The following is a 26,455-nucleotide window of genomic DNA, read 5'->3' as shown; positions in this document are numbered from 1 at the left end:
AGTCCACTTATTCTTCATTGGTGAACATGACCTGGCTCACATTTCGTATCGGCCGCTCTTCGCTCCAGGATCAGACCTGACGAGGTTTTCCAGATCTTTTCACAAGGCTCTCATCTGTAAGCGTCTTGTTCTTCGGGGTGGAACCCGCTGCAGGACAGGCGTTTGTGATCGGGAGTGAACTGAAGCAGTGCGCACGGCCCCGGGATGGGGCGCAATTGCCGCTTGGTTACGTTAACGGCTTTCAGAAATTTGGCGCAGTTGTTGCAGAGACGTTAATGAAACCAATCAGGAGGCTTCATGAAACGGTCCAGCGCAACGTCGTTGCTTCTTCCGGCAACGCTCATGCTGCTGATGCCCTGCGGGGCGTTGGCGGAATCTGCTCCTTATGTCACTACCCCGGACAAAATCAGTGCAGGCGATACCGCATGGATGCTCACTTCAACTGTACTGGTGCTCTTGATGACTATTCCCGGCCTGGCATTGTTCTACGCCGGCATGGTCCGCAAGAAAAATGTCCTTTCGACCTTGCTGCAAAGTTTTGCGGTGTGCTGTCTGGTGACCGCCTTGTGGGTGGCGGTAGGCTATTCGCTGGCTTTCACGCCGGGATCGCCCTGGGTTGGCGGCTTTGACGACCTGTTCCTGAACAACATGGTTTTTGACCGCATTCAGGGCACCGTCAGCGTCAGCCATATTGCGCCGACGATTCCGGAATCGGTGTTCGTGATGTTCCAGTTGACCTTCGCCATCATTACGCCTGCACTCATAACCGGCGCGTTTGCCGAGCGCATGAAATTCAGCGCCATGATGGTGTTCATGGCCTTGTGGTCGCTGTTGGTCTACGCCCCGGTGGCGCATTGGGTGTGGGAGCCAGCTGGATGGCTGGCGGCCATGGGCGCTCAGGATTTTGCCGGCGGCACCGTAGTGCATATCAATGCCGGTGTGGCCGGTCTGGTATGCGCTTTCATGTTGGGCAAGCGCCATAACTACGGGCGGGAACCGTTCTTTCCCAATAACCTGGGCTTGACCCTGATCGGCGCCTCGTTGTTATGGGTGGGCTGGTTCGGCTTCAATGCCGGGTCGGCGGTTGCGGCGGACGGCCGCGCCGGACTGGCGATGCTGGTGACGCAAGTGGCGGCCGCCATGGGCGCCATGACGTGGATGCTGGTTGAGTGGATCAATCGAGGACGTGTCTCGTTGCTGGGCGCTTGCTCGGGAGCGGTGGCGGGGCTGGTGGCCATTACCCCGGCATCCGGTTTCGTCCAGGTATCGGGAGCCTATGTCATCGGCATGGCGGCCGGGATCTGCTGCTACTGGGGTGCCACGGGTCTGAAGCGGATGCTGGGTGCGGATGACTCGCTGGATGTGTTCGGTATCCATGGCATCGGCGGCATCGTCGGGGCCTTGCTGACCGGTGTCTTCTCGGTGAAGGAACTGGCGGGAGCTCCTGCCAGCCTGACGGTTCAGGCTATAGGAGTGGTGGCGACACTGGCCTACAGCGGCTTGGTCACCCTGGTCATCCTGTTTGTCGTCGACAAGCTGTTTGGTCTGCGGGTTGATGTCGAGCATGAACAGGTCGGGCTCGATCTTTCCCAGCACGGGGAACAGATTCCCTGATACGTCATTATTTCTAGGCGCGCACCGGCTGTCCGGCCGGTCGTTCCTTTCCGGGTCAATGGCGGCTGACACGTTTCAGGTCAAAACCAGCCGCCGTCAAATGCCTACGGGAGCAATACGATCATGAGTGACTCTATGCACAATTCCGAATTGATGATGATAGCCGGCCAGATTTATGTGCGTATGCGCCGTTGCAATGGACGGATTGTGGATGCGCTCTACATGGCCAAGAATGAGGCTTATGCTCGTGAGATACTGGAGTTGGCCGTTAAGCAGCCGGATACGGAATTACTGCTGCTGGCCAGCCGGTTTGAAAAGCTGCTGGACTCGGCGGCACCGGTCTTGCCGGTAGAGCCGGTCAAGGACGCCACCCAGCCAAAGCCGGTTAGGGAGCCTTCGCAGCCGTCAATCCCGGTGCTGAGAATGGTGGAGACGCCAGTGCCTCCGGCGCCAGTGCTGTCAGAGGAGCCGGTGCATGTCGTCACGGAAGAGGAGGTGGCGCACCATTACATTGGTGCGCTGCGCTAGGACAGCGGTATGCCGGGTTCAGCCGTTGCGTTTGCGAAAGTTGAGCACGATGAGGTTGGAGGAGGCCGGAGCCGTGGCGCGTCCGTTCATGCGGTCCCAAGCCTGGCCGCAATCCAGACAGGTGAAGGCGGCAAATCCGGTGCTGACCAGCCGCACCGACTTGTGGTCGGACTGGCAGCGCGGGCAACTGTCTTCGAATTTGGTGGCGCAATACTGGTTGGGGCAAAACGGGCGGGAGGCGTCATGCCCGACCATGACCAAATGGAAACCGCAGGCGGTGCAGGTATTCTCGGTGGTAACCATGGGATTTCTCCTGCCAACGTGTCAAGGTTGTCTGATTATTGTGTTTACCCTTTGAGCTCAATATATGAAGCATCTGAAAAAATAATAGCGTTGGTTCTACTGGCGGTAGCGGAATTCCGATAAGTGGTTCACAGAAACATTGTGAAACAAGTGCCGGTTGTCATTTTTCCGGGGCGGCTTGCGGGTTTTGAATGGTCGGCTTATCGGAGCAGTCGCCGGGATAAGCCAACCGGATTCAAGCCTCGGTCCAGACCGGTGCGCCGGCCCGGAGGGCGTTGATGCTGATGACTTCAGTAATATCCACATCGACAAAATGCCCAATCAATTCAGCATTGCCGGGAAAATGCACCCAGCGGGTATTCTCGGCAATACCAATCAGATAACCCGGTGTCCGGTTCGATACCCGTTCCACCAGCAGGCGCTGGCGGGAGCCCAGCATGGCGTCAGTCTTTTGCTGGGTCTGCTGGCGGATGCGTTCTTTGAGCAGGTGCAGTCGCTGCTTCTTCTCCGCCTCCGGTGTGGGGTCCGGCATTTCGGCGGCCGGGGTGCCGGGGCGCTTCGAGTAAATAAAGCTGTACGAGTGGTCAAAGCTGATATCGGCAATCAGGTCCATGGTTTCGGCAAAGTCCTGATTGGTTTCACCGGGAAAACCGATAATGAAATCGGAGGAAATATGCATATCAGGACGGACGTCCAGTAATTTAGCAATGCGTTGCCGGTAATCCCGGGCGGTATGATTCCGTTTCATGCCCGCCAGCACATTATCGGATCCGGACTGCACGGGTAAATGCACATGGGAAACCAGTTGCGGAATATCGGCATATGCGGCAATCAGCTCGTCACTGAATTCCAGCGGGTGCGAGGTGGTATAGCGGATACGGCCGATACCGGGAATTTCCGCAACATGATGCAATAACTCGGCAAAGCTGCAAATGCCGCCGTCATGGAAAAGACCGCGATAGCCGTTGACGTTCTGGCCCAGCAGGGTCACTTCACGCACGCCCTGGGCGGCCAGGTGGGACACCTCGGCAATGACATCATCAAACGGCCGGGACACTTCTTCACCGCGGGTATAGGGCACCACGCAGAAGGTGCAATACTTGGAGCAGCCCTCCATGATGGAAACAAAGGCCTTGTGGCCCTCCACCTTCGGTTCGGGCAGGAAGTCGAATTTCTCGATTTCCGGGAAGCTGACGTCCACCATCGTGATCTTGCGTGTCTGGCGGTCGTCCAGCATTTTCGGCAACCGGTGCAGGGTCTGCGGGCCGAACACCACATCCACAAACGGCGCACGCTTCTGGATGTTTTCACCTTCCTGCGAGGCCACGCAGCCGCCAACGCCGATTACCAGTTCCGGCCGCTTTTCCTTCATCTGCCGCCAGCGGCCCAGCTCGGAAAACACTTTTTCCTGGGCTTTTTCGCGGATGGAGCAGGTGTTCAGCAGCAGCACGTCGGCTTCATCAGGGTTGTTGGTGCGCACCATGCCATGCGAGCTTCCCAGCATGTCCGCCATGCGCGAGCTGTCGTACTCGTTCATCTGGCAGCCCTGGGTTTCAATGTAGACTTTTTTGGGCAGGGATGGGGGGGTGGACATGACGGGTGTTCCGGTTGACCGCGAAGGGGGCACATTATAACGGCCTGCGCCCGTTGCGGGGAGTCTTGACCGCTTTTGTTACAGAGTTGGCATTCTGCCGGAGGCCGCTTGCGGATAGGCTATGCCGTACTTCACCGGAATTCCTTCCGGCTTGCGGGTTGGCATTGCGCCCCCGTCCTGTTTTTTTCAGCAAGGATTGATCATGTTCCGCATTCGCCCCCCGGCCTGGCTGCCGTTTTCCCTGTTGCTGTCCCTGCCTGTACTGGCCGATGACAAGGACTTCCTGCTGGCGCGCGAAGCCTTTCAGCAGGGTGATCTGGTAACCTTGGCCGAAGCCGGAGCGCGCCTGCAGGGCGACCCGCTGGTCATCTATGCCGATTATTACATGCTGGGCAAGCAGCTGGATCAGGTCAGCCCGGATATGGTGCGCGCCTTCCTCATCAAATACCCCGATACCTGGCTGGCCGAAAAACTGCGCGGGGACTACCTGAAGGTCTTGGGCAAGCAGGGCAATTGGGCGGCTTATCGCGACTTTGCCGACGGCTTGCAGAACCCGGACCCGGAACACCGCTGCTTCGGCCTGTTGTCCCGGGCAGAGTTACAGGAACAGGCGGTCCCGGTCTTGACCGAGGCGCGCAAGTCGCTCTGGTTTTCCGGCAAGAACCCGCCGGCTCCGTGCCAGGAGTTGCTGAAGATGGCGGACGATGCGGGCTTGATCCGTGAGGACGATCGCTGGGATCGATTGCGCCTGGCCTTGCAGGAGGGCAACACGGCGCTGGCGCGCAGTCTGTCGGGCAAGATGGGTCTGGACCTGAAGGCCGATATGCTGGGGAAGTTGTCCACTAACCCCCGCGCTGTTCTGGCGCGCCCGGATGTGGAAACCCGCATCGGGCACGAATTGTATCTGGCGGCGCTGGCCCGCCATAGCCGTCAGTCACTGGATGACGCCCTGGAGCGCTGGCGGTCGGTAGAAAAACAGTTTGACGGGGAAAGCCGCGCCTATGGCTGGCGCCTGCTGGCGCTGGCCGGAGCGCGCAAGCAGGATGAGCGGGCGGTGGACTGGTTCGGCCTCAGTGAGGCAGCGCTGTGGGCGGACGGCGATCGCGAATGGCATGTGCGGATGGCCATCCGCGCCGAGCGCTGGCCGGAAGTGCTGAAGGCCATCAACAGCCTGAGTCCGGAGCGGCAGCAGGACCGCGCCTGGCGCTACTGGCGGGCGCATGCCATGCAGAAGTCCGGCGACAAGCCGCCCATCGTGCAGGCCATCTTCAGCGGGCTGGCGGTGGATGACGACTATTACGGCCTGTTGGCGCGTGACCATCTGGGCAAGCCCTTTGTCGCCGCCCCGCAGACCTTCAGGCCCGAACCGGCCGACGTGGAACGGGCGCAGCTGAATCCCGGCCTGCAACGCGCCTTGCGCCTGTACTTGCTGGATCTGCGCACCGAAGCCGTCAGGGAGTGGAACTGGGCGCTGCGCAACGCCGACGACCGCTTGCTGCTGTCCGCCGCCGAGCAGGCCGCCAACGCCCGCTGGTATGACCGCGCCATCTATGCCGCCGAACGCACCAAGCAGCTGCACAGTTACAGCCTGCGCTACCTGACGCCTTACCGCGAGGTGGCGGAGGGTTACTCCCGGGAATTCGGGATTGATCCGGCCTGGGTCTTTGGCCTGATGCGGCAGGAGAGCCGGTTTGTCACCAATGCCCGCTCCACGGTCGGGGCGGGCGGCTTGATGCAGGTGATGCCGTCCACCGCGCAGTGGGTGGCCAACCGCCTGAAGATTCCCTATCACGCCGGCATGGTCAACGACGTGGGTATGAACATCCGCCTGGGTACGTATTATCTGTCCAACGCGCTGAAAAATCTGGGCAGCCAGCCGGTGCTGGCCACGGCGGGCTATAACGCCGGACCCGGTCGGGCGCGGCAGTGGCAGCACCAGTCGCGCCCGCTGGAGGCGGATATTTATGTCGAAAGCATCCCGTTCCTGGAAACCCGCGATTATGTGAAGAAAGTCATGACCAACGCCGTGCATTACGCCATCGGTTTCGGCATGGGGCCGCAGTCGTTGTCGGCGCGCATGGGAGTGATCCCGGCGCGTAATCCCGCGCCGGTGAATATGCCTTGAGCTGAAGATTGACGGCGGGAGCAAGCCCGCCTATGGTTTTTAGAAACAAAGAAGAAGTGACATGCCAAGAGTTTCAGGGTGGCCCATCCGTACCTATATTACCGGTCGTTGCAGGGTGTATGCGTTCCTGATTGCAGGCTTGGTACTGTGTTGTGCCGTTGCGCCGTCAACAACATCGGCCGATCCGCTGGAGCATGTGCGCCTGCAATTGAAGTGGCGGCACCAGTTCCAGTTCGCAGGCTATTATGCTGCGCTGGAGAAGGGCTATTACCGTGACGCCGGTTTTGAGGTGTCCATCCTCCCCGCGCGTCCCGGCCTGGATGCGGTGCAGCAGGTGGTCACGGGTCAGGCCGAGTTCGGCGTGGCGTCGTCGGAACTGGTGCTGCGCTATGCCGAAGGTGCGCCTGTGGTGGCGATGGGCGTCATTTTCCAGCATTCGCCGCTGGTGCTGTTTGCCCGTCGCGGCTCTGGCATTGAACACATCCAGGATATCCGGGGCAAACGTATTGCCCTGGCCGACTCTGAATCCGAACTGCTTGCCTATCTGCAGCGCGAGCGGATTCCGCTCAACCAATTGGTCCGTGAACCACATCACTTCAACCCGGAAAGCCTGCTGCAAGGGAAAGTGGATGTGCTGGCCGGATACGATACCGATGAGGCTTGGTATCTGCGGGAGCATCTGGACGAGTACATCAGCTTCACCCCCCGGGCCAGCGGCATCGATTTCTATGGGGACACCCTGTTTACTGCCAGCGCCCAGGTGGCGGCCGACCCGCACCGGGTTCAGGCGTTTCTGGACGCCAGCCTCCGCGGTTGGGAATATGCACTGGATCATCAGGAGGAAATGGCGAAGCTGATTCATCAGCGCTATGCCCCGGACCTGCCGGTGGAGAAGCTGTTGTTCGAAGCCGGGCGCATGGTGTCGCTGATCCGTTCCGACATGGTGGCCCCCGGTTACAACCACGAAGGACGCTGGCGTCATATCCTGGATACCTACCGGCAATTGGGGGTGTTGCCGCCCGGCCGTCAAGTGGCGCTGAAGTCCTTTGTATTCCGGCCTGCAAGACAACTGGATTATCGCTGGCTGGTCTGGGTGGTGATGGCGGTTTTGGGAGCCTTGGCCGTGGTCAGCTGGCTGGCCGGCCGCTTTCATCGGTTGAACCGCGAATTGGCGCAGCAGCTTTTTGAAAATAACGTCCTCCAGCAGCAGTTGCGTGAAGAGGCCATCCGAGATGCCTTAACCGGGTTGTTCAATCGGCGTTACCTGAGTGAAACCTTGCAGCGCGAGTTGGTGCGGGCTGCCCGTGAGGGTCAGCCGGTCAGTCTGGCCATTATTGATCTGGATGAGTTCAAGCAGGTTAACGACAGCCTGGGGCATGCGGCGGGTGACGAGGTGCTGATGTCGATCAGCGCCATTCTGCGAGAGGGGTGCCGTGAGAGTGATATTCCCTGCCGGTATGGTGGTGATGAACTGGTCGTCGTAATGCTGAACGCGACGCCGTTGGAGGTGGCGGCCAAAGTGGAGCGGTGGCGGGCTACCTTCAACAGTGGGATAGTTTTTCATGGCCGACCGCTGCCGGTGACCTTCTCGGCAGGCATTGCGGGCTTTCCCTGCCATGCCGCCAACCTGGATGAGTTGCTGTTGGCGGCGGATCATGCATTGTATGCGGCAAAGTCCCAGGGGCGTAACCGCACGGTGATTGCGACACAGGTAAATTAGCGCTGGGCCGCCATCGCCTGGATTTCCACCCGGTACCCCGGTTTGGCCAAGGCCGCCTGCACACAGGCGCGAACCGGGGCGCAACCGGCGGGCACCCAGGCATCCCAGTGCCGGTTGAAAGTGTCAATCTCGCCGATATCCTTCAGCCACACCGTCACCATCAATAACCGCGTCTTGTCGCTGTCCGCCTTTTCCAGGCTCTCCGCTAGTTGCTCCAGCACTTCGCGCGCCTGCGTATCCAGATCCGCATCCACGCTGGCGGCAACCTCAACCGCATACACCGTGCGGTTGTGGATTACGATATCCGACCAGCGTTGTGTGGTACCGATTCGGGTAATGTCCATCCGTTTATCTCCTGAGTCAGTGTTTGAAATGATCGCCGGGTGCGGCAGTCTTTAACCAATCCTGAAAGGCGGCCACAGCTGCGTCACCTTCCGACGGCGCCCATTCAGCAAAATCCTCCGGGCCGGAAGGGGCGTAAGGGCCGGGTTTCATCTCCAGGAAGGCGGCAGAGTCAGCGCCGGGGAACAGGGTATGCAGGCTGCCGGGCGGAATCTCCACGGCGGTTACCGGGCCGCCAGCGGCCAGTGTCAGGCGTTGCTGGATCGTCCCGGCGGTATCAAAGAAGACCAGCGTCAGTGTTCCCCGCAACGCCAGGATCATTTCCCATTTGGGAGCCGGGTGCCGGTGGGGTTGGATGTAGGTGCCCGGTGCGACCGACACCACCAGCCGTTGCACCGGGTCTGACAGTTCCTGATGCAGGTTGTGGTGTGTGCGCAGGCGGGGCAGGCCCCCGGCCGTGGCGATCAGGGTCTCCAGCAGGGTGTCGTCCAGTATTTTCATGTCAGGGTCTCGTGGGGTGAAGCCGTCAGGGGCGCGGCAGATTCCGGCGTCCGCAGCGCCCGCACCAGCACTTGCCGCAAGCGGTCAAAGGTGAGCGGTTTGGCCAGGTAGTCATTCATGCCGGAGCTCAGGCAACGCTGCTGCTGTTCACGCATGGCATGGGCAGTCAGGGCCACGATACCGATGGGGCGCAATTGATGCTGCTGTTCGAACTGGCGAAGCAGCCGTGTGGTTTCGTAACCGTCCATCTCCGGCATTTCGCAGTCCATCAATACCAGGTCGAAAGCCATGGGATTGTTGCAGTAGCGTTGCAGGGCTTCGGCCCCGTTGTCGGCGATGGTGGCCGAGATATCCAGCTTCTTCAGCATGCCCAGGATCACCATCTGGTTGACGGCGTTGTCTTCCGCCACCAGCAGTTTGCGCCCGGCCAGCCATTGCCGGAATGCCCCGGCGTCCGAACGGCTGTCATCCGTGCGCAGGCGCGGGCTGTCATCCACCAGCGTCAGCAAGGCATTGCGCAGCACGGCGGCCGAGGCCGGCTTTTGCATCGCCAGCGCCAACTTCGCTGGCTCCAGGTCCTGGTCAATCAGCGAGACTTGCAACGGGGTCAGCAGGATACGCAGGGTGGAAGCCACCTCCGGTGTCCGGGCCAACTGCCGGGCAATCTCCAGCCCGTCCACGTCCGGCAGGTTCAGGTCCAGCACCGCCATGTCATAGGGACGGCCTTCGGCGCAGGCATCGCAAATGCGGGTCAGGGCTTCCTGCCCGCTATGCGCGGGCAGGGCGACCATGCCCCAGGCCAGCGCCTGGGAGCACATCATGTGTGTAAAGTCGCTTGAGGCGTCGGCAAAGAGGATACGTTTGCCCTGCAGGGCGGTTACTGGCACGAAGTGGTTGTGGAGATAGCCGGGGCTGGCGGGCTCGCAGGGAATGGTGACGGTGAAAACGGAGCCTTGGCCGGGCTGGCTGTGGACTGAAATATCCCCGTGCATCAGTCTGACCAGATGCCGGCAGATGCTAAGCCCCAGGCCGGTGCCGCCGAACTGGCGGGTGGTGGAGGCGTCAGCTTGGCTGAAAGCCTGAAACAACCGTCCCTTCTGGGTGTCGGTCATGCCAATGCCGCTGTCGCTGACCTCCAGGCATAACTGGTTTTGCCCGCTGACGGACTGATGAGTGTACACCCGCAGGCCGATATGGCCATGATGGGTGAATTTGAAGGCGTTGCTCAGCAGGTTCAGCAGGATCTGCCGCAGCCGGATCTGGTCGGCCCGGATACAGACCGGGGTTTCGGGTTCAATATAAGCCAGAAACTCCAGATGCTTTTGCTCGGCTGTCAGTGAAAAGATCGAGGCGCACTCCAGCAGCAGGCTTTCCAGATCCATATCCAGTTCTTCAATTTCCATCATGCCGGCTTCGATTTTTGAATAGTCGAGAATGTCGTTGATGATATTGAGCAGGGCGCTGCCGGAAATCTGGATTACTTGCAGATATTGCTGTTGTTGCGGCGCCAGTTCGGTGCCTTGCATCAGTTCGGTCATGCCCAGCACGCCGTTCATGGGGGTGCGGATTTCATGGCTCATGTTGGCCAGAAACAGGCTCTTGGCGGCGTTGGCGCGTTCGGCTTCTGCCTTGGCGGCCTCCAGCTCCAGATTACGTTCGCGCAGGATGCGGGTATGGACTTCTATGGCGCGCTCCAGCGATTGCCGGCGGCCGGTGCTGACCAGGGCATAGCTGACGGCCAGGCTGGTGCCGATGAGGCCCGTCACCAGCACCAGCCAGGTCAGCCAGGTTTTGTAGGCGGCCAGGCTTTCCGGCGTAGGCCAGGTTTCCACCGTCCACACCTGTTTGCCGGCGGTAAGGGCGGACCGGTAATGCAGGCCCATGGTCAGAGCCGAGCGTGTAGTGGACTCCTTGGGGGGAGTGCCGAACAGGGTGATGCCGGTCAGTTTGTCCTTGACCTGGATGGCCATGCCGGGCGGAATGATACCGCCCGAGACGCGCTCCAGCAGGACGTCGCTTTTCAGCGCCATGACGATGAAGCCGCGCAACGTGCTCCAGTCTTTGGCCCCGGATTCGGTGGGGTGGTAAACCGGGGTATAGAGCAAGGCGCCTGGATTGGCATCCGGCCCTTGCAGCAGTTGCAGGGGAGGGGTCAGCAAAGGGCTGCCGCTGAGGGCGGCATTTTGGAGGATGCCGGGGCTGACGGGGTTGGTGAAGGTGTCAAAACCGAGGATGATCCGGTTGTTGTCGAACGGCTCCATGTAGGTCAGAGGCAGGTATTCCGCACGCTTGCCGGCCGGGACATGATGATGGCGGTCCGGAGCTTCCGTAATGGTGACCGGAATGCCGGTTTCCATGAATGCCGTTTGCTCCCATTCGGGCCTTTCCGCCCAAGTGATCCGGGGCGCCCACGAGGCCGCCTGCACCTCGGGATGCCCTTGCAGCCACTCCCGCACAAACAGGCGGAATTCATGCCGGGAAACAATCCTGCTGCCGTCAAAGAAACCGCGCGCCAACAGTGAAAACTGTTCGTACTCCGAAAAGCGTTGCTGCATCTGGTTGATGGCGCGTTCACTGCTGACCTGGAAGCGAGAGGCATGATCCTGATGCTCCAGCTTCATGGCCAGAAAAAAGGCCGAGGTGGCCAGGGCGAAGGCGCATCCGGAAACGAAAGTGACAATCAGGGCGCGGTTGCGATTGAAATAGGGGTGCTGCAACCCCCAGACCAGCAGCAGCGGGGTAAACACCAACACGCCGATACTGTCGCCGACCCACCAGATGAGCCAGTTCCGCAACATGACGTCGCTGCTGATGACTCCGCCCAGATGCAGCAGGCTGACACTCCAGCTGGCATTGAACAGCGTGGCGGCCAAGCCGCCCAACACCAGGGTTGTGATAATGCCGGACGGCTCTTCAAAAGCCGGCTCCTGCTTTACAAAGCGGAGCACCAGGCGGCTGCCGAGATAGGCTTGGGCCGCCGCACCCAGGCCCACCACCATCGGCAGCAGCCAATTGATTTCCAGCACGCCAAGGCCGGTTGCCTTGCAGGTGGTGATGACATTGGCAGCGAAAGAACCCAGCACGACACCCGGCAGCAAGCGCCAGCCGAATAACAGAATCCAGCCCAGGGCAATGCCGGACGGCGGCCAGACAATAGTGGCGTAACCGGGGGGCGCGGCCAGCAGCAGGCCGATCTGGGCGGTCAGAAAATAAGTGACGGCCAGCAGCAAGTTGCCAGCCAGCCGGTGTCTGGCCAGCTTGCCGACCAGAGTGTCTGCCGTGGCTGTGTCTGTGTTGTTATTGTTTTCCATGACGTTGCGCCGCTACGATCCTCATCAACGGGACTCTAGCACATACCGGTTTGTTCTCAAGAGGCTGAATTGCCATAGTCAATTCCGGTATGAAACAGTTTCCAGCATGCCGCATTGCAGCAATTGCAGAAATCCTGACTGTACGCTTTGCAGCAGCCCGGCAGGTGCTCCTGCCTGGACCAACCCGGCCAGCAGGTCGCCAATGCTGCCGGAGCCGTCCAGATGTTCAAAGAGGCTGGCAAAGCCCTCCGGTAACTCAACGGTCCGGTGATCCACATCCGGATCGCAGCGTGAGATCCGGGTCAGGGTGGCGCGCAGAACCAGCAAACGGGGATTATGTACTTGAAGGATGCGCTGGCGATCGGCAGTGGCCAGCGGGGTTTTGCCAAGCTGACGCCACAGCTCCGTTCCCGTGCAGGGGCACAAGGCCTGCTTCAGCGCTTCATAAGGTTGCGGAATCAGGATGGCGCTGACAAAGGCGGCGGGCCGCGCCGGCAGTGCCAGCCAACCCTCAGGGACACCGGCCGGCGGTTGTGCAAGAGACCCTCCTTCCAGCACAAACCCCTTCAGCATGGCCGATGTCCACACCATGCCCAATTCGGCGTCCAGTATGGCAGCGGCCGCCTGCTGTTCCTCCGGTGATGAAAAGGCTGTTTCGGTCACCAGATCCCGCAGGCGCATGCCAAAAACGGTGGCCCGCTCCAAGGGAGGGGCACGCATGGTTTCCCGGTCAACCAGTGCTTGCAGCTTGTCGAGCCACTCTGGAACCGAAGACATCAGGCTGAAGCTGAGCGGGAAATTCCGGCACAGTTGCGACAGGATGAGGCCGGTGCGCAACCGGGCGTCAAACGCCAGCGCATCCGGACGGATCAGCCGGAAGTCGTCCACTTCCGCCGGGCTCAAGCGGTAGGGAGCCAGTGCGGTTTCCGGGTTACGGATGAAGTTTTCGCGCAGTGTCCGGTCAAACAACAAATCGAACAACGCCTGTTCCTGGGCGGCAAAACTCATTGCGCGTCTCCCAGTACGGCCACCAGGGCGACATTGGCGCTCAATTCACGCACCATGCCGCGCAACCGCTTCAGCGTGCTCAGTACGGTTTCCTCATCCATGCCTTCGCACTCATAACATACGGCCTTGACGTTGGGCAGTTGCGGCAGCAGGGCCTCCAGCATCCGCCAGCTTTCGTCGAGGATCGGGCATTCGTGGGCGTCCACGTAAATCGGGCCTTGCTCCCCGGCCTTCAGGCGTCCCCCGGCAATATGAACTTCAACCACGCGACGGCAGTCCAGATCGTGCAAATGGTCCAGCACCTTCCCGCCACCGGCCATTTCCCACGACACCAGATGCCCCATGTCCAGCAAAATGGCGCAGTCCGCCGCTGCGGCCAAGTGTCCGAAGAAGGTGAACAGGGGCATGGACCCCACCAAGAAGGTCATTGGCGGCGGCTCAATGGCGACCGGCACCGGAATCACTTCCCTGACTTCCTGCACGCGTCGGATGGCCTGTTGCAGCGAAGCTTCGTTAAGGATGGGCGGAATGAAATACCCCAGTGACGTGGAGTAACCGGGTCCTTCTTCTCGGAAGCAGTAGGCGCAGTCTTGTGCAAACCACGGAGAGCCCACTGCCCGGATATGTTCAGCGGTGGTTTCAAGCCAGGCGCGGTTGTTGGGGAAACTGCCACAAAAGTTGATATAGGATGGATGAAACAGGATCGTGGCCCCCGCCTCGCGTATGCGTTCTACTTCGGGCTGAATGCGGTCGGCATCCACCAGTCCGGCATATTCGACAAAGCGCGGTCCGCCGGGGCTGCGAACCAGGGTGGCCGGGTCGGGCCGTGACGCCAGGCTGAGGCTGACGCCAACGCCAAGGGTGGGAAGCTGATCAAGCATGGAGCAATCTGTGCGGTCTGGCCGGAGGAGGGCGTAACTTAGCATTTCCATCAGCTGCAAGTCGTGCCTGTCGCTGGCCGCGCCATAAAAAAAGCAGCCTTGCGGCTGCTTCAATCGGAGATGCTTCGTTATGGTTTTGGGTTGCCATCCCTGGCGGGGGTGTACGGTGCTTATTCCAGGTTCTGTGAGCACTCCTCATTCGTGGGCTCTATCTTGCAGCGGACCTTCTTCATCAGGCTCATCATTTTCTTGTCGTACATGCCTTCCTTGGTCATGTTGATACGCACTTCGCGCATCAGGCGGGTGTACTTGTCCTGATCAGCCTTGGTCAGGTCCATCCAGTACTTCTTGGGAATGTCGGCCTCGCTGGCATTGACCATGCGCTCCACCACATCCAGCTTGGTGAAGGCGAATTCGCGCATCTTCTGCACGCGGTCATCAAAATCGGGCACATCCTTGATGAATTTGTCGCGGCGGATCAGTACGGTCGCCGTAATCTGCACCAGCGGGAAACGGAAAATTGCGCCCTTGGTGCCCAGGCCTTTGTAAAGCTCCAGCGGTTTGAAGGCAACGGCGGGCGCGGCAATAATGTCCACTTGGCCGTTGTTGAACTTGCCCGCAAAATTGGTAATGTCAGAGGCCACAGGTTGCGCACCCAGACCTTGCACAATCTTGGCCTGCGCCTTGTCGAAGTCCAGCACGGCCACCTTCTTGCCGGCAGCCTTTTCGATGGAGTCGATCTGGCGGTCGTTGACCATCACATAGGCTCCGCCCAGCGGGATCACGGCTGCCACCTGATAGGGGCCGCTGATGGTCAGCGGCGCCATTTTTGGGTTGGCCAGAAGGGAAATCAGTTCGCGGACATGGCGCCAGGTGGGCAGGGAGCCGGGTGAGTCGATGCTACCGATGAAGAAATTGAATTGCTTGGCGCGCATGGTGGAGATGGCCACGCCGTCACACTGGCCGGCCTTGAAGTCTTCGGCGGCCACGCGTTCATCGGTGTAGGCCCGCATTTCAGCATTGATATTCCATTTCTTGGCTTCTAGCGCCAGGTCCTTGGCATAGCTGAAGGCGTCGCCGCTGGTGCCCATGATGTCGAAAATACAGAACTTGATGGTGATCGGCTTCGCCAGCGGCTTCATGGCAGGCAGTCCGACCGGTTCGGCGGCCAGGCTCTGCAGCGGCAGCAGCAGGGAGGACAGCAAGGCTATTTTTTTAAGGGAGGTCATTCGCATTTTAGGGATAATCCGCCGGTTATGTTTCGGGACAACGTGGTGACAAGTTTAATACCGGCTGCCGGTTTTGACATTGGCCAGCTTGCCGGTTTTAAGGTGTCAGGACAGTCGGTAATCATTCATCGTTCATGCTGCATTCGGCCTTGGACGGCTCCAGTTTGCAGCGCACCTTCTTCAAGACCTTCATCATCCGCGGGTCGTAGTAACCGGCCTTGGTCATCTGGATACGGGCTTCCCGCATCATTTCCTTGTAGCGCTTTTCATCGTCAGGCGTCAGTTCCATCCAGTATTTGGCGGGAATATCCTTTTCCAGCTTGTCGACATAGGTAAAGAGTTCGTCGAGGAAATCATCCATGAATTGCAACGCCACGGCGCGCAGGCTCAGCATTTTCTGGTCCAGGTCCGGCAGCTTGGCGCGCAGGCGTTCGCGGTTGATGACCAGGCTGCCGGTAATCTGCGCCAGCGGAAATTTGTAGATGGCCCCTGTGGTTCCCAGCCCCTTGTAAAGCTCCATGGGGCGGAAGGCGATGGCTGGGGCGGCAATGATGTCCACCTGGCCATTATTGAACTTGCCCGCAAAGTTGGTGATGTCCGACGCCACCGGTTGCGCGCCAAGTTTCTGCACCATTTCCGCCTGAGACTTGTCCCAGTCCAGCACGGCGATCTTCTTGCCCGCCGCCTTCTCAATGGAGTTGATCTCGCGGTCACGCACCATCACATACAGCGCCCCCACCGGCAGCACGCCCACAATCTGGTACGGCTCGGTAATGGATAAGGGGATCAGTTTCGGATCGAGCAGGGTTTTCAGCAGGATGCGCATATGCTCGTAGGAAGGCACCGCGCCCACGGCGTCAATGCTGCCGATGAAGCTGTTGAATTGGCGGGCGCGCAGTGTGGAAATTCCCGCCGCATCACACTGGCCCGCCTTGAAGTTTTCGGCGGCAATGCGTTCGTCGGTAAAGACCTTGATTTCGGTGTAGACGTTCCAGCGCCTTGCAATCAGCACCAGATCCTTGGCGCGGTTATACAACTCGCCGTTCTTGCCCAGGATGTCAAACAGGCACACGGAAAGGTGCAGCGGCTTGTCCAGCGGCGCCGGCAGACCGTTCTCGCCTGGCTTCAAGTCCTTGGCAATGGCCATGATTTCTGTGGCTTGGGCGGCCGGGGCCAACGGCATGGCCAGCACCGGCAGCAGCAGCAAGGGTCGAAACAGGGCAGGCAGACGGGCGGCAAGGCGCTTGAACATGGGGAATCCTCGGCGGACAGGCAAATTATTATTTTCGGCGTACGGTTCAAGATAGACCGGGCCGTGGCGATCGGAATTGGCCATTCTGACAGGTTTTGGCGTCGTTAGGGTGACTGCGGGACGCCGGGCGGCGTCCCGCAAAGGTAGGAAACTGCCTTTATTCTTCCGGTTGTGAACACTCGGCGTCGGTCGGGTTCTGCTTGCAGCGGACTTTCTTCAATAATTTCATCATGCGCGGATCATAGTAGCCTTCCTTGGTCATCTGGATGCGGGCCTCACGCATCATGCGTTTGAAGCCGTCCTCGTTTCCTTTCTCCAGCGGCAGCCAGTATTTGTCCGGAATGTCTTTTTCGGTGCGATCGAGAATGCGGAATATCTGGTCCAGCATCTGGTCCATGAACTGGCTGGCAATGCCCCGGAAAATATTCAGTTTTTCGTCCAGATCCGGCAGTTTCTTCTTGATGCGTTCGCGGTCAATCACCAGGCTGGCGGACATTTGCGCCAGCGGGAATTTGTAAATGCCTCCATACTCGCCCAGGCCCCTGTACAGTTCGAGGGGGCGGTAGGCCAGCGCAGGCATCACAACAATATCCACCTGGCCGTTGTTGAATTTGCCGCCAATATTGGATAAGTCAGCGGAGATGGGTTGAGCACCGATGCGCTTGACGATTTCAGTCTGGGTCTTGTCCCAGTCCAGAACGGCAATTTTCTTGCCTGCTGCCTTTTCAATCGAGTCGATGTGCCGGTTATTGACGTGAACATAAGCACCGCCAATCGGCATGATGCCGAGGATCTGGTACTTGCCGGTAATGGTCATGGGTGCAATTTTCGGATCCAGCAGCGTATGGATCAGCAGGCGCATACCGGCGTAATCCGGTACGCCGCCCACGGAGTCGACACTGCCCATGAAGGAGTTGAACTGGCGGGCGCGTAACGTGGAAATTCCGGCGGCGTCACATTGTCCCGCCTTGAAATTTTCGGCGGTGATACGCTCGTCGGTAAACACTTTGAGTTCGACAATGACGTTCCAGCGGCGGGCAATCAGCACCAGATCCTTGGCCTGGCTGTAGATGTCGCCGTTTTTGCCCTGAAAGTCAAAAAAGCAGACTGAAATATACAAAGGCTTTTCCAGTGGAGGGGGAAGGCCATTTTCGTTAGGCTTGAGGTCCTCTGCAGCCGCCAGGATATCAGAGGCGGCAAACACCGGCGTAGACAGCGCCAGCAGGCAACACGCGAGCAGGCGGGTGCTGAGGCGTTTGAAAAATGATCCCATGCAATGACTCCCTGAACTGCCGCAGCGGCCATGCCGGCCGTCCGGGTTATTGTTATGGTGGCTTACCGTTATTAGAGTAAATAATCTAAACCACAATGATCTGCGATGGTAGGGTATGCCCGTCGGGAAAACAAGCCGTTTGTCCGGTGGCGGCGGATGCGGCCATTGACAATACTTAGGCTGTCATGAATTGCGGATTTGACATTGAACAGAGGCCGGCCTGTCCGGCGGAGCATGGCATGCAGTATCGTCTGGAAGACATTGAAACGTTTTTGCAAGTGGCCGATACGGGCAGCATCACCCAGGCGGCGGACCGTTTGTGTGTCAGTAAGTCCGTGATCAGCAAGCGCATTGTGCGGCTGGAAGGCATGCTCGGCATCGCCTTGCTGCACCGTTCCACGCGCGGGGTGACCTTGACTGATCGCGGGCAGGCCTTCAGCCAGCGCGCCTTGCGAATTATTGAAGACCTGAATCTGGCGGCCGATGAAGTGGCCGAGCAGGGCCATGAGCTGGTGGGCCAGTTGCGGGTGGCCGCGCCGCTCAGCTTCGGTTCCCGCTATCTGGGTGAGTTGTTGTTTCCTTTTCTGGCCCATCATCCACGCCTGCAGTTCTCGCTGGATCTGGAAGACCGCACCGTCGATCTGGTGCGAGACGGTTATGACCTGGGCATCCGGGTGACGCGCAGTCCGGCGCTGGAGCTGAAGGCGCGGCGGCTGGCGCTGAGCCGCCGCGTGGTGTGTTGCAGCCCGGCTTACCGTCAGCAGCACGGCGACCCTCAAAGTTTTGAGGCCTTGCTGCAGCACCCGGCCATCGGTTATGCCAACGTCAGCGCCAGCCAGTTGTGGCAGTTCGAACCGGAAATTCCCGGCGGCGAGGTGCGGGCGTTGTCCATGCGCGGCCGCATCATGGTCAATAATGGCGAGTCTGCCGCCTCGGCCGCCCGCGCGGGGCTGGGCGTGGCCATGCTGCCGCTGTTCATCGTCGCGGATGCGCTGTGCAAGGGCGAACTGGTGTGTATTGCCGGGTTTGCCAATCCGGTGCCTGACCATATCTTTGCTGTTTATCCGCAAACACGTTATGTCAGCCGGGCGGTGCGCGGTGTCATTGACTATCTGGTCACTGCCCTGAGTGAGACTCCGCCCTGGGAGCGGGGATTGCCCTGCGGTGTTCACCCGGAGGAAACACCATGAGCGCCTGCGCCTGACTTCCGCTGCGTTTGCTCCATCGTTACAGTGGCGGCATCAACGAACCGGATGGAGATCATCATGAACCAGTCTCGTCGTGTTACCCGTGTCATTCGCGGTCAGGCCACCAGTGACGGGGCCGGGGTGAAATTGCTGCGCGTCATCGGCACTTCGCAACTGCCGGCGCTGGACCCCTTCCTGATGCTGGATGAATTCCGCTCGGATCAGGCCGGGGATTACATTGCCGGTTTCCCCGATCACCCGCATCGCGGCTTTGAAACGGTGACCTACATGCTGGCGGGCAAGATGCGCCACCACGACAACCAGGGCAACAGCGGCTTGCTGGAAGCGGGCAGTGTGCAATGGATGACGGCGGGGCGGGGCATTGTCCATTCGGAAATGCCGGAACAGGAAAACGGGCTGATGTGGGGGTTCCAGTTATGGGTGAACCTGCCCGCACGAAACAAGATGATGGCTCCTCGTTATCAGGACATTCCGCCGTCGGCGGTGCCGGAAGTCGCCATCACCGGGGGTACGGTGCGGGTGCTGGCCGGTTCGCTGGGCGGGGTTACGGGACCGGTGCAGGGCATTGTCACCGAGCCCTTGTATCTGGATGTCCGCTTGCAGGGCGGTGCGGAATTCAGCACGGCGGTTTCCGCCGGTCACCATGCTTTTGCCTATGTCTATCAGGGGGCGGTGGAAATTGGCGGACGGATACTGCAGCGGGGTGAGCTGGCGGTGCTGGAAGAGGGAGATCGGGTGGATGCGGTGGCCGGGGAGGAGGCGTCCGCCTTTATTCTGGTGGCGGCCAGACCGTTGCATGAACCGGTGGCGAGGTATGGTCCGTTTGTGATGAATACGCAGGCGGAGATTCACCAGGCGTTTGCGGATTATCGGGAGGGGCGGTTCTAGGACTAAGAAACGGGGTTTGGCGTCAAGCGGCTATGAAAGCACGTTTGACGCCGGGCCAGGCGTCAGTTTCCTGTGGGCTTAAATAACCCCCGTTTTCCCCATTAGCACAAACACCCCGATCGCTGCAAAAATCGCCGCGCAAATGCCGTGGATCAGTTTCAACGGTAATTTCGCCGCAAAGTGATTGCCCAGATACACCGCCGGCACATTCGCCAACATCATCCCCAGCGTTGTCCCGGCAATCACCCACACGAAATCAGCCGCATAACGCGCACTCAGGGCTACCGTCGCAATCTGGGTCTTGTCGCCCATCTCCGCCAGGAAAAAAGCCACGGCCGTGGCGCCGAACACCCCGAAACGATGCTCCTTCGGCGTTTCTTCCTCATCTATCTTGTCCGGCACCAGAATCCACGCCGCCATGGCGATGAAGGATATTCCCAGAATCCAGCGCATCACGTCAGCGCCCACCATCTGAGTCACCCACATGCCCACAGCCCCGGCTCCGGCGTGATTGATGAGGGTGGCGACGAAGATGCCGGCGACAATGGGAACCGGCTTCCGGAAGCGGGCAGCGAGCAGGAAGGCGAGCAGTTGGGTTTTGTCACCCATTTCGGCAAGGGCAACCAGAGCGGTGGCGATCAAAAAGGCATTCATGCGGCGGTCTCCGGGTCGGCAACAAAATCCCATGACCTGACAGGCTTCGGCCGACCCAGAGGCGAAGCGGGCAGGTCAAAGGTCTGGTCAGGCCGAAGCTGTACGTACCATGTTCGGTGGAACAAGTATGTTGACACGTACCTGTCCGCAGGGCGCGGACAGCGACTACTCCCCAATGACGGGGTTATTGTAGCAGTACGTCCGTCAATTCCGGAAGCGCCAAGGTTCAGGCAGTTTCCTGCGGGTCCACATCCAGCGTCCATTTAACCCGTTTTGCAGAAGGCAGCTTCGCCACCAGCGGCAGCCAGGGGTCCAGGAAGTGATGCAGGCGCGGGCGATGGTCGCTCTTCAGCAGCAAATGTGCGCGATACACCCCGGCCTTCTTTTCCATGGGTGCGGGAATAGGCCCCCAGAATTCCGGTTCGTTGCCCAAACCCTGCCCGCCGGTCACGGCTTCCTGCAAAAACTGCAGCGCCAGTTCCGGCGCACTGGCTTCGGCGCGCAGCAAGGCCAGATAACCAAAGGGCGGCAGGCCAAGCAGCTTGCGTTCCTGCAAGGCGGTGTCGGCAAAGGCGCTGTAGCCGCCTTGCAGCAACTGCATCAGTAACGGATGCTCCGGCTGGTGGGTTTGCAGCAAAACCAGTCCGGCCTTGTGCGCACGTCCGGCGCGTCCGGCCACCTGCGTAATCAGTTGCGCCACCCGTTCCCCGGCTCGGAAGTCGGCGCCCATCAGGCCGCTGTCGGCTTCCAGCAAGGCCACCAGCGTCACGTTCGGAAAGTGGTGGCCCTTGGCCAGCATCTGCGTGCCCACCAGAATGGCCGCCGTGCCTTTTTCCACATGGTCGTAGAGGTTTTGCCAACTGTCCTTGCGGCGGGTGCTGTCGCGGTCAATGCGGTGCACTTCCGCCTTGGGAAACAGCTCTTTCAAGCCTTCTTCCACTCGCACCGTACCGGCGCCCACCGCTTTCAACTCCAGGCTCTGGCAGGAAGGACACTGCATCGGCGGTCTCTCACTGAACCCGCAATGATGGCAATGCAGCCTCACCGGATCACGATGCAGCGTGGTGCGGGCGTCGCAACGCGGGCACTTGGCCTGCCAGCCGCAGGCGTGGCACAACAGCACCGGCGCAAAGCCGCGACGGTTGATGAACACCAGCACCTGTTCGTCATGCTGCAAGCGCAGGTTGATGGCGCGATGCATGGCGTCGGTAATGCCGTTGCGCAGTTTCTGGCCACGCAGGTCAATCAGCTTGATCTCCGGCGGCTGGGCGCTGGCGGCGCGTTCCTTCAGTGGTAGATGGGTATAACGCCCTTGCCGGGCATTGCCCAGCGATTCCAGGCTGGGCGTGGCGGAGCCCAGCACCACCGGGCAGTCCTGCAACTGGCCGCGCATCACCGCAAGATCACGGGCGTGATAGCGGAAGCCTTCCTGTTGCTTGAAGGACAGGTCGTGTTCTTCATCGACAATGATCAGCCCCAGATGCGGCATGGGCGTAAACAGCGTAGAACGGGTGCCGATGACGATGCCGGCATGGCCCAGGAAGGCGCGTCGCCAGGCTTTCAGGCGTTCGCGTTCGGTTAGGCCGGAATGCAGCAGCGCAATATCCGTGGCGAAGCGGGCGCGGAAGCGGGAGACTATTTGCGGTGTCAGCCCGATTTCCGGCACCAGGATCAAGACTTGCCGGTGGCGATGCAGGCAGGCTTCCACGGCCTGCAGGTAGACCTCGGTCTTGCCGCTGCCGGTTACGCCCTCCAGCAGGAAAGGTTGAAACCGGCCCAGTTGCTGGCGGATGGCGTCAATGGCGTGCTTCTGTTCGGCGTTCGGCACCAGCGGTGCTTCCGCCAACTGGAAGCGGGGGTGGCTGAAATGCTGTTGGTTTTCGCCGAAGGTTTCCGCATATCCCTTGCGGGCTAGGGCATTCAGGCTGTCCCGGCTGATGCCCATGTGGGTCAGGAAGTCCTCGCTCATGCCGTGTTCGCCGTGCAGTTGCAGGCCTTCCCATGCCGTCAGCTGTTTGGGGGCGTTGCGCAGCGCGACGCGGTCCAGCGACAACCCGGCTTTGGTCAGCCGCCAGTGCACCATGTTTTCAAACAGGTCATCACCCTGGCGCAGCAGGGCAGGCAAGGCGGCGTCGAAGACTTCACCCACCGGATAGTGGTAGTAGTGCGCCGCCCGCTGAAGAAGCTCCATCAGTTCCGGGGGGAAGACCGGCACCGGGTCCAGCAGCACGCGGGCGGTTTTCAGCTTGTCTTCGGGGGAGTCGGTGTGGTCACTGAGATGAGTGACAATGCCCAGCAATTCGCGGGAGCCGAAAGGCACCTTGACGCGTGCCCCCACCGGCGGCCGATGCGGAAAACCGGCAGGCATGCGGTAGTCAAAGGTCTTCCTTAACGGGACGGGCAGGGCGACTTGCAGGTAAAGGCGGGGCATGCGGCAACCGGGCTATTGTCGTTATCAGGCTATTATGCCTGAATCCGCTATAAAGCCGAGCCCTTCAGGCTTTCCCCGCAAACCAGCGCTCCATCCCGGCTTGCCGGTATACCCGGCGTACTTCCTCCTGTCGCGGCAGCCATTGTTCCCATGAAGCGGCGGCGCGCAGCATGAAATCAAACAGCGTCAGGTGCCGTCGCAAGACCCGTTTCAGGCGATGCGGCAAGATCGGGTTGAAGTGGCCAAACCAGTCAAACAATTGCCGGGGGTTTTTCTTCACCCATAACCACGATCCCATTTCCAGCGTGAACGGCAGGAAATAGCGGCCCTGGCTTTGTTGCAAATGCTCCAGATACAGGTAATCCCACAGGTCGCCATGAGTGGTGTAGTTCAGCGACTGCGGCTCCATCAGGTAGAAGTCATGGTTGGGATAGGTGTTGTTGAAGATTTCCCGCAACGCTACGGCCTCGGCCAGATGCGGCGGTGCTTCACGGCTGCAGGCCCAAGGAAACCAGATGCGGTCACGCAGGCCGAATCCGGAATGACAGTCCATGGCCAACGAGAACGGCTGGTTCAGCAGGCGGCGACGTACGATATCCACCAGCAGCGCTGATTCAGGCTCCAGCGTTTCAGTATGGCCGCGATACCACGGCAACCGGGGGGAAAGACGTTGCCCGCCCAGCGGCCAGGCGGTAAATCCGTGCGCGTCCACAGGCGCATTGCGCATCAGGTCCACGCCATTGGGGTTGGCGCGGGTGTTCAGCATCAGTCCGCCGATATTCACCATCGGCAGGCAGACAATACGCACTTTCTGCAATAAATCCTGTAGCGAGACATCCCAGCTGGCCCGCGCCACCAGGCTTTCCAGCCACGCCAGCAGAATCTGGCTGCCAATGCGCTCCATGCCGTGAATGCCGCCAAAAAAACCGGCTACCGGAGCATCCGGCGCGGTGCTGCCCAGTTCAATGCACCACACCGGCAGCGAGTGGCCATTCAGTGGAATGTGCAAGGGGCAGTCGGCGCGCAGCAGTCCGCGACCTTGTTCCAGCAGGTGTTCCAGGGCGTTGAGTTCGGTAACGGCGTGGGGCGGGGGGAAAGGGTGACGCATGGCAACAGAACCTCGACTGGCCAACCGGGCGGTTGGCAGTCAGTGTAGAGGTTCGTTATGACAGATCAGTAACGCAGGCCGAGACCGAAGGAAACATTATCCAGATATCGGGCGGAATCGTACTTCTCAATGGTGAACGACACCACGAAGCGGTTGTTCGGGTAGGCGTCCAGCTTGCCGGGCAGCTTGAAGTCGAGACGGCTTGCATTTTTGGCCATGACCCACAGCCAGGGCAGGTCCATTTCGCTGCGCAGGCGGTAGATGCCGTCTTCGGTGCCATAGCCAACTTGGGCTTGCAGAAAGCGCTTGTAGCCGGTGCCGACGAAAATGCTGAAGATCGGACTGTCAGTGCCTTCCGGGAAATATTTCAGGCTGCCGCCGGTGTTGAAAGTGTCGCGGGAGTAAATACTTTCCCCGCCGATGGCATAGCCGGGGCTGTGCGTGCTGTGGAGGCTCTGGCTGAGCGTTCCGGACACGGTAATGGCGGATTCGTAGGCGGGAAACTGGATGGGGCGCTCGGCCGCAGCAGACTCCAAGGCAAATCCGCCCAAGGCAATGATCAACAGTTTTTGTAGTTTGGACAGCATGACAACCCATTCCGTGCAGGCAAAATTCGCCCCGATTATGCCGCTTTTGAGGCGGCAGGGCTACTTTGATTGTAAAAATGTGCCAACTAACCGCCATTCAGCGCTTACAGCCAGCCGCGACGCCGGAAATAGAGGAAGGGCAGCGCGGCGGACAGCACCATCAGCGACAGGCCGAAGGGGTAGCCGAAATGCCACTTCAGTTCCGGCATCATCTCGAAGTTCATGCCATAGACGCTGGCGATCATCGTCGGTGGCAGGAACATCACCGAGGCCACCGAGAAGATCTTGATGATCTTGTTCTGGTTGACGTTAATGAAGCCCAGCGTGGTGTCGAGCAGGAACTTGATCTTGTCGAAGAGGAAAGTGCTGTGCGCAATCAGCGACTCGGAGTCACGGATGATGTCGCGCAGGCGTTCGCTCTGTTCGGCGTTCAGCACCCCGGCGCGCAGCAACAGGTACAGCATGCGTTGCAGGTCAATCATGGAGATGCGCACCTTGCCGTTGATGTCTTCCTGCGAGGCAATGTTGGTCAGCAGCGATTCCATGTCGTCGTTTTCAGCGTTGCCCAGCACCTGGCGGCTGGTTTCCTCCAGATCGGCGTGCACCCGCTCCAGAATATCGGCCAGGTTTTCCACCTTGGTTTCAAACAGCCCCAGCAAAATGGATTTGGAGTTGTTGATGTTGACCAGCCCCTTGCGCCCGCGCATGCGGAACAGGCGGAAAGCGGCCAGTTCCTCTTCACGCAGGGTGAACAGGCGGTCACCGTTGAAAACAAAGGCGGCGGAAATGTTTTCCGGGTTGTTGTCAGCGTAATTGAGGAAATAGGAGCTGATGTGCAGGCCGTAGTCATTTTCGTAGAACCGCGAGCTGGCCTCGATTTCATAGAGGTCGTCGATGGTCGGCAGCTCTTGGGCATAGGCGATGCGTATCCAGTCGCGTTCTTCATCGGTGGGGTTGATCAAATCAACCCACATGACCTCAGGTCCCAGATCGGCGGCGGCATTGATCGCAATCTGCTCCAGCGCACCTTTGTTCAGGGAAAAGGCCATCAGCATAAGGACATACTCTCGCGGCAGGGCCGAGTGGCAATAAAACGGACAATCTATTCTAACCGCAAAAGACAAGCCTAAGGACAGAGGCTTGTGTTTTATAAGGTAATTTCGGGCCGCGTCACAGCGTTCTGGCGACGGTCCAGATTTCCACCCGGGTGACCCCGGCCCCATGCAAAAGACCAGCAAGGTGACGGGCGGTGGCGCCGGTTGTAAGCACATCATCGACCAAGGCGACATGTTTGGGCAATGCCCACAGGTTCAGGGCTTTGAACGCCTGCCGGATATTGGCTTCGCGCTGCCCGGCGTTCAGGCCTTTCTGGGCGGGCAGCCCTTCGGTGCGCTGGAAAACATCATGACGCACCGGAATGCGCAGCAGGGTTCCTAAATGGCGGGCCAGTTCCAGCGACTGGTCAAACCCCCGCTCCCGCAGGCGATTCGCGGCGGCGGGAACCGGGACCAGCAAGGAAGGGCGGGGTCCGGCATGCCGCCGGATCCGTTGCAGCATCAGCCTGGCCAGTGGTCGGGCTAGTTCCGGCCTTGGTGTTTCCTTGAACTGGTGAATCAGGTGGTCGGCCGGGAATTGGTAATAACTGGCGCTGAGCACGGCGCTGAATGGCCATTCAGCCGGGTTGCAGGCGCAGGCAGTTCCGCAGACCGGCATGCCGCAACTGAGGCAGGCCCGGCCGGTCAGCGGCAGGTCCTGCTGACAGGCCCTGCACAGCCCGATGACGTCGCCGGTCAGGTTTTGACACAGGAAACAGGGGGATTCCGGCTGAAACAGTTGACTTATGAATGACCACATGTAAATTTTTTCATCCTTGAAACTTGACGGCCGACAGCCCTGCC

General features: G+C 59.9%; 22 protein-coding genes and 1 riboswitch. Of the genes, 6 read left to right on the top strand and 16 right to left on the bottom strand.

All coding sequences use genetic code 11. The features are described 5' to 3' along the window. Positions 1-351: 351 nt before the first annotated feature. Positions 352-1,614: an ammonium transporter gene (locus Q7T36_RS12050; protein ID WP_370690131.1), complete on the top strand. Its 1,263-nt coding sequence runs from the start codon at positions 352-354 to the stop codon at positions 1,612-1,614. Between the two features lie 135 nt (positions 1,615-1,749). Next, entirely contained in the window at positions 1,750-2,142 is a 393-nt protein-coding gene (locus Q7T36_RS12045; protein ID WP_304848649.1) for a hypothetical protein, read from the top strand. An 18-nt stretch (positions 2,143-2,160) separates the two neighbouring features. Here the strand turns inward: Q7T36_RS12045 and Q7T36_RS12040 are convergent, their stop codons facing one another. After that, positions 2,161-2,445, bottom strand: coding sequence for a hypothetical protein (locus tag Q7T36_RS12040; RefSeq protein WP_304848646.1), 285 nt, complete (start codon positions 2,443-2,445; stop codon positions 2,161-2,163). 235 nt (positions 2,446-2,680) lie between these two features. Then, a complete protein-coding gene (gene miaB / locus Q7T36_RS12035) occupies positions 2,681-4,072 on the bottom strand; it encodes a tRNA (N6-isopentenyl adenosine(37)-C2)-methylthiotransferase MiaB (RefSeq protein ID WP_370690112.1) in 1,392 nt (463 codons plus the stop codon). A 169-nt stretch (positions 4,073-4,241) separates the two neighbouring features. On the opposite strand from miaB, the gene Q7T36_RS12030 reads away from it, so the two are divergent. Together Q7T36_RS12030 and Q7T36_RS12025 are read left to right on the top strand one after the other, a co-directional pair. After that, positions 4,242-6,164, top strand: a complete 1,923-nt coding sequence (locus Q7T36_RS12030) for a lytic transglycosylase domain-containing protein (RefSeq protein WP_304848643.1) — start codon at positions 4,242-4,244, stop codon at positions 6,162-6,164. A 61-nt stretch (positions 6,165-6,225) separates the two neighbouring features. Continuing rightward, positions 6,226-7,884 carry a diguanylate cyclase gene (locus tag Q7T36_RS12025; protein WP_304848641.1) on the top strand — a complete coding sequence of 553 codons (1,659 nt, stop codon included), beginning with the start codon at positions 6,226-6,228 and terminating at the stop codon, positions 7,882-7,884. On the opposite strand, the gene Q7T36_RS12020 is transcribed toward Q7T36_RS12025, so the two are convergent. The 8 genes from Q7T36_RS12020 to Q7T36_RS11985 all read right to left on the bottom strand — a co-directional run bounded on the left by Q7T36_RS12020 (position 7,881) and on the right by Q7T36_RS11985 (position 17,681). Then, positions 7,881-8,228 (bottom strand): RidA family protein, encoded by a 348-nt coding sequence (locus tag Q7T36_RS12020; protein WP_304848637.1) that lies wholly within the window; start codon positions 8,226-8,228, stop codon positions 7,881-7,883. The two genes, Q7T36_RS12025 and Q7T36_RS12020, sit on opposite strands and share 4 nt — an antisense overlap. A gap of 16 nt (positions 8,229-8,244) precedes the next feature. Beyond that, entirely contained in the window at positions 8,245-8,727 is a 483-nt protein-coding gene (locus tag Q7T36_RS12015) for a WbuC family cupin fold metalloprotein (protein ID WP_304848635.1), read from the bottom strand. Further along, the gene (locus tag Q7T36_RS12010; RefSeq protein WP_304848632.1) at positions 8,724-12,038 is read right to left on the bottom strand and encodes a CHASE domain-containing protein; all 3,315 of its coding nucleotides are present in this window, start codon (positions 12,036-12,038) and stop codon (positions 8,724-8,726) included. Before Q7T36_RS12010 ends, Q7T36_RS12015 begins: the two co-directional genes overlap by 4 nt. 78 nt (positions 12,039-12,116) lie before the next feature. Further along, entirely contained in the window at positions 12,117-13,046 is a 930-nt protein-coding gene (locus Q7T36_RS12005) for a hypothetical protein (RefSeq protein WP_304848629.1), read from the bottom strand. Further along, the gene (locus tag Q7T36_RS12000) at positions 13,043-13,927 is read right to left on the bottom strand and encodes a DUF692 family multinuclear iron-containing protein (protein WP_304848626.1); all 885 of its coding nucleotides are present in this window, start codon (positions 13,925-13,927) and stop codon (positions 13,043-13,045) included. Before Q7T36_RS12000 ends, Q7T36_RS12005 begins: the two co-directional genes overlap by 4 nt. 170 nt (positions 13,928-14,097) lie before the next feature. Next, positions 14,098-15,162, bottom strand: a complete 1,065-nt coding sequence (locus Q7T36_RS11995; protein ID WP_304848623.1) for a putative solute-binding protein — start codon at positions 15,160-15,162, stop codon at positions 14,098-14,100. 115 nt (positions 15,163-15,277) lie between these two features. Then, on the bottom strand, positions 15,278-16,408 hold the full coding sequence (locus Q7T36_RS11990) for a putative solute-binding protein (RefSeq protein ID WP_304848620.1): 1,131 nt from the start codon (positions 16,406-16,408) through the stop codon (positions 15,278-15,280). Between the two features lie 157 nt (positions 16,409-16,565). Beyond that, positions 16,566-17,681 (bottom strand): putative solute-binding protein, encoded by a 1,116-nt coding sequence (locus Q7T36_RS11985; protein WP_304848617.1) that lies wholly within the window; start codon positions 17,679-17,681, stop codon positions 16,566-16,568. Between the two features lie 239 nt (positions 17,682-17,920). Here Q7T36_RS11985 and Q7T36_RS11980 point away from each other — a divergent pair, with 239 nt between their 5' ends. Beyond that, entirely contained in the window at positions 17,921-18,871 is a 951-nt protein-coding gene (locus Q7T36_RS11980; RefSeq protein ID WP_304848614.1) for a LysR family transcriptional regulator, read from the top strand. Positions 18,872-18,946: 75 nt separating this feature from the next. Beyond that, complete coding sequence (locus tag Q7T36_RS11975; RefSeq protein ID WP_304848611.1) at positions 18,947-19,777, top strand: pirin family protein; 831 nt, start codon at positions 18,947-18,949, stop codon at positions 19,775-19,777. 78 nt (positions 19,778-19,855) lie between these two features. Here Q7T36_RS11975 and Q7T36_RS11970 read toward each other — a convergent pair whose 3' ends face one another. From Q7T36_RS11970 to Q7T36_RS11945, 6 genes are all read right to left on the bottom strand, one after another. Beyond that, on the bottom strand, positions 19,856-20,431 hold the full coding sequence (locus Q7T36_RS11970) for a TMEM165/GDT1 family protein (RefSeq protein ID WP_304848609.1): 576 nt from the start codon (positions 20,429-20,431) through the stop codon (positions 19,856-19,858). Positions 20,432-20,473: 42 nt separating this feature from the next. After that, positions 20,474-20,617, bottom strand: a riboswitch (yybP-ykoY riboswitch). 40 nt (positions 20,618-20,657) lie between these two features. Beyond that, a complete protein-coding gene (locus tag Q7T36_RS11965) occupies positions 20,658-22,862 on the bottom strand; it encodes a primosomal protein N' (protein WP_304848606.1) in 2,205 nt (734 codons plus the stop codon). 64 nt (positions 22,863-22,926) lie between these two features. Further along, complete coding sequence (locus Q7T36_RS11960; protein ID WP_304848603.1) at positions 22,927-23,970, bottom strand: M14 family zinc carboxypeptidase; 1,044 nt, start codon at positions 23,968-23,970, stop codon at positions 22,927-22,929. 65 nt (positions 23,971-24,035) lie between these two features. Next, positions 24,036-24,557 carry a hypothetical protein gene (locus Q7T36_RS11955; protein ID WP_304848600.1) on the bottom strand — a complete coding sequence of 174 codons (522 nt, stop codon included), beginning with the start codon at positions 24,555-24,557 and terminating at the stop codon, positions 24,036-24,038. 104 nt (positions 24,558-24,661) lie between these two features. Further along, the gene (gene corA, locus Q7T36_RS11950; RefSeq protein WP_304848597.1) at positions 24,662-25,612 is read right to left on the bottom strand and encodes a magnesium/cobalt transporter CorA; all 951 of its coding nucleotides are present in this window, start codon (positions 25,610-25,612) and stop codon (positions 24,662-24,664) included. A gap of 115 nt (positions 25,613-25,727) precedes the next feature. After that, the gene (locus tag Q7T36_RS11945) at positions 25,728-26,411 is read right to left on the bottom strand and encodes a ComF family protein (RefSeq protein ID WP_304848594.1); all 684 of its coding nucleotides are present in this window, start codon (positions 26,409-26,411) and stop codon (positions 25,728-25,730) included. Positions 26,412-26,455: the final 44 nt, after the last annotated feature.

This window comes from Fluviicoccus sp. (assembly GCF_030646115.1).
Taxonomy (GTDB): Bacteria; Pseudomonadota; Gammaproteobacteria; order Pseudomonadales; family Moraxellaceae; genus Fluviicoccus.
This window is presented reverse-complemented; position numbering and strand designations above follow the sequence as displayed.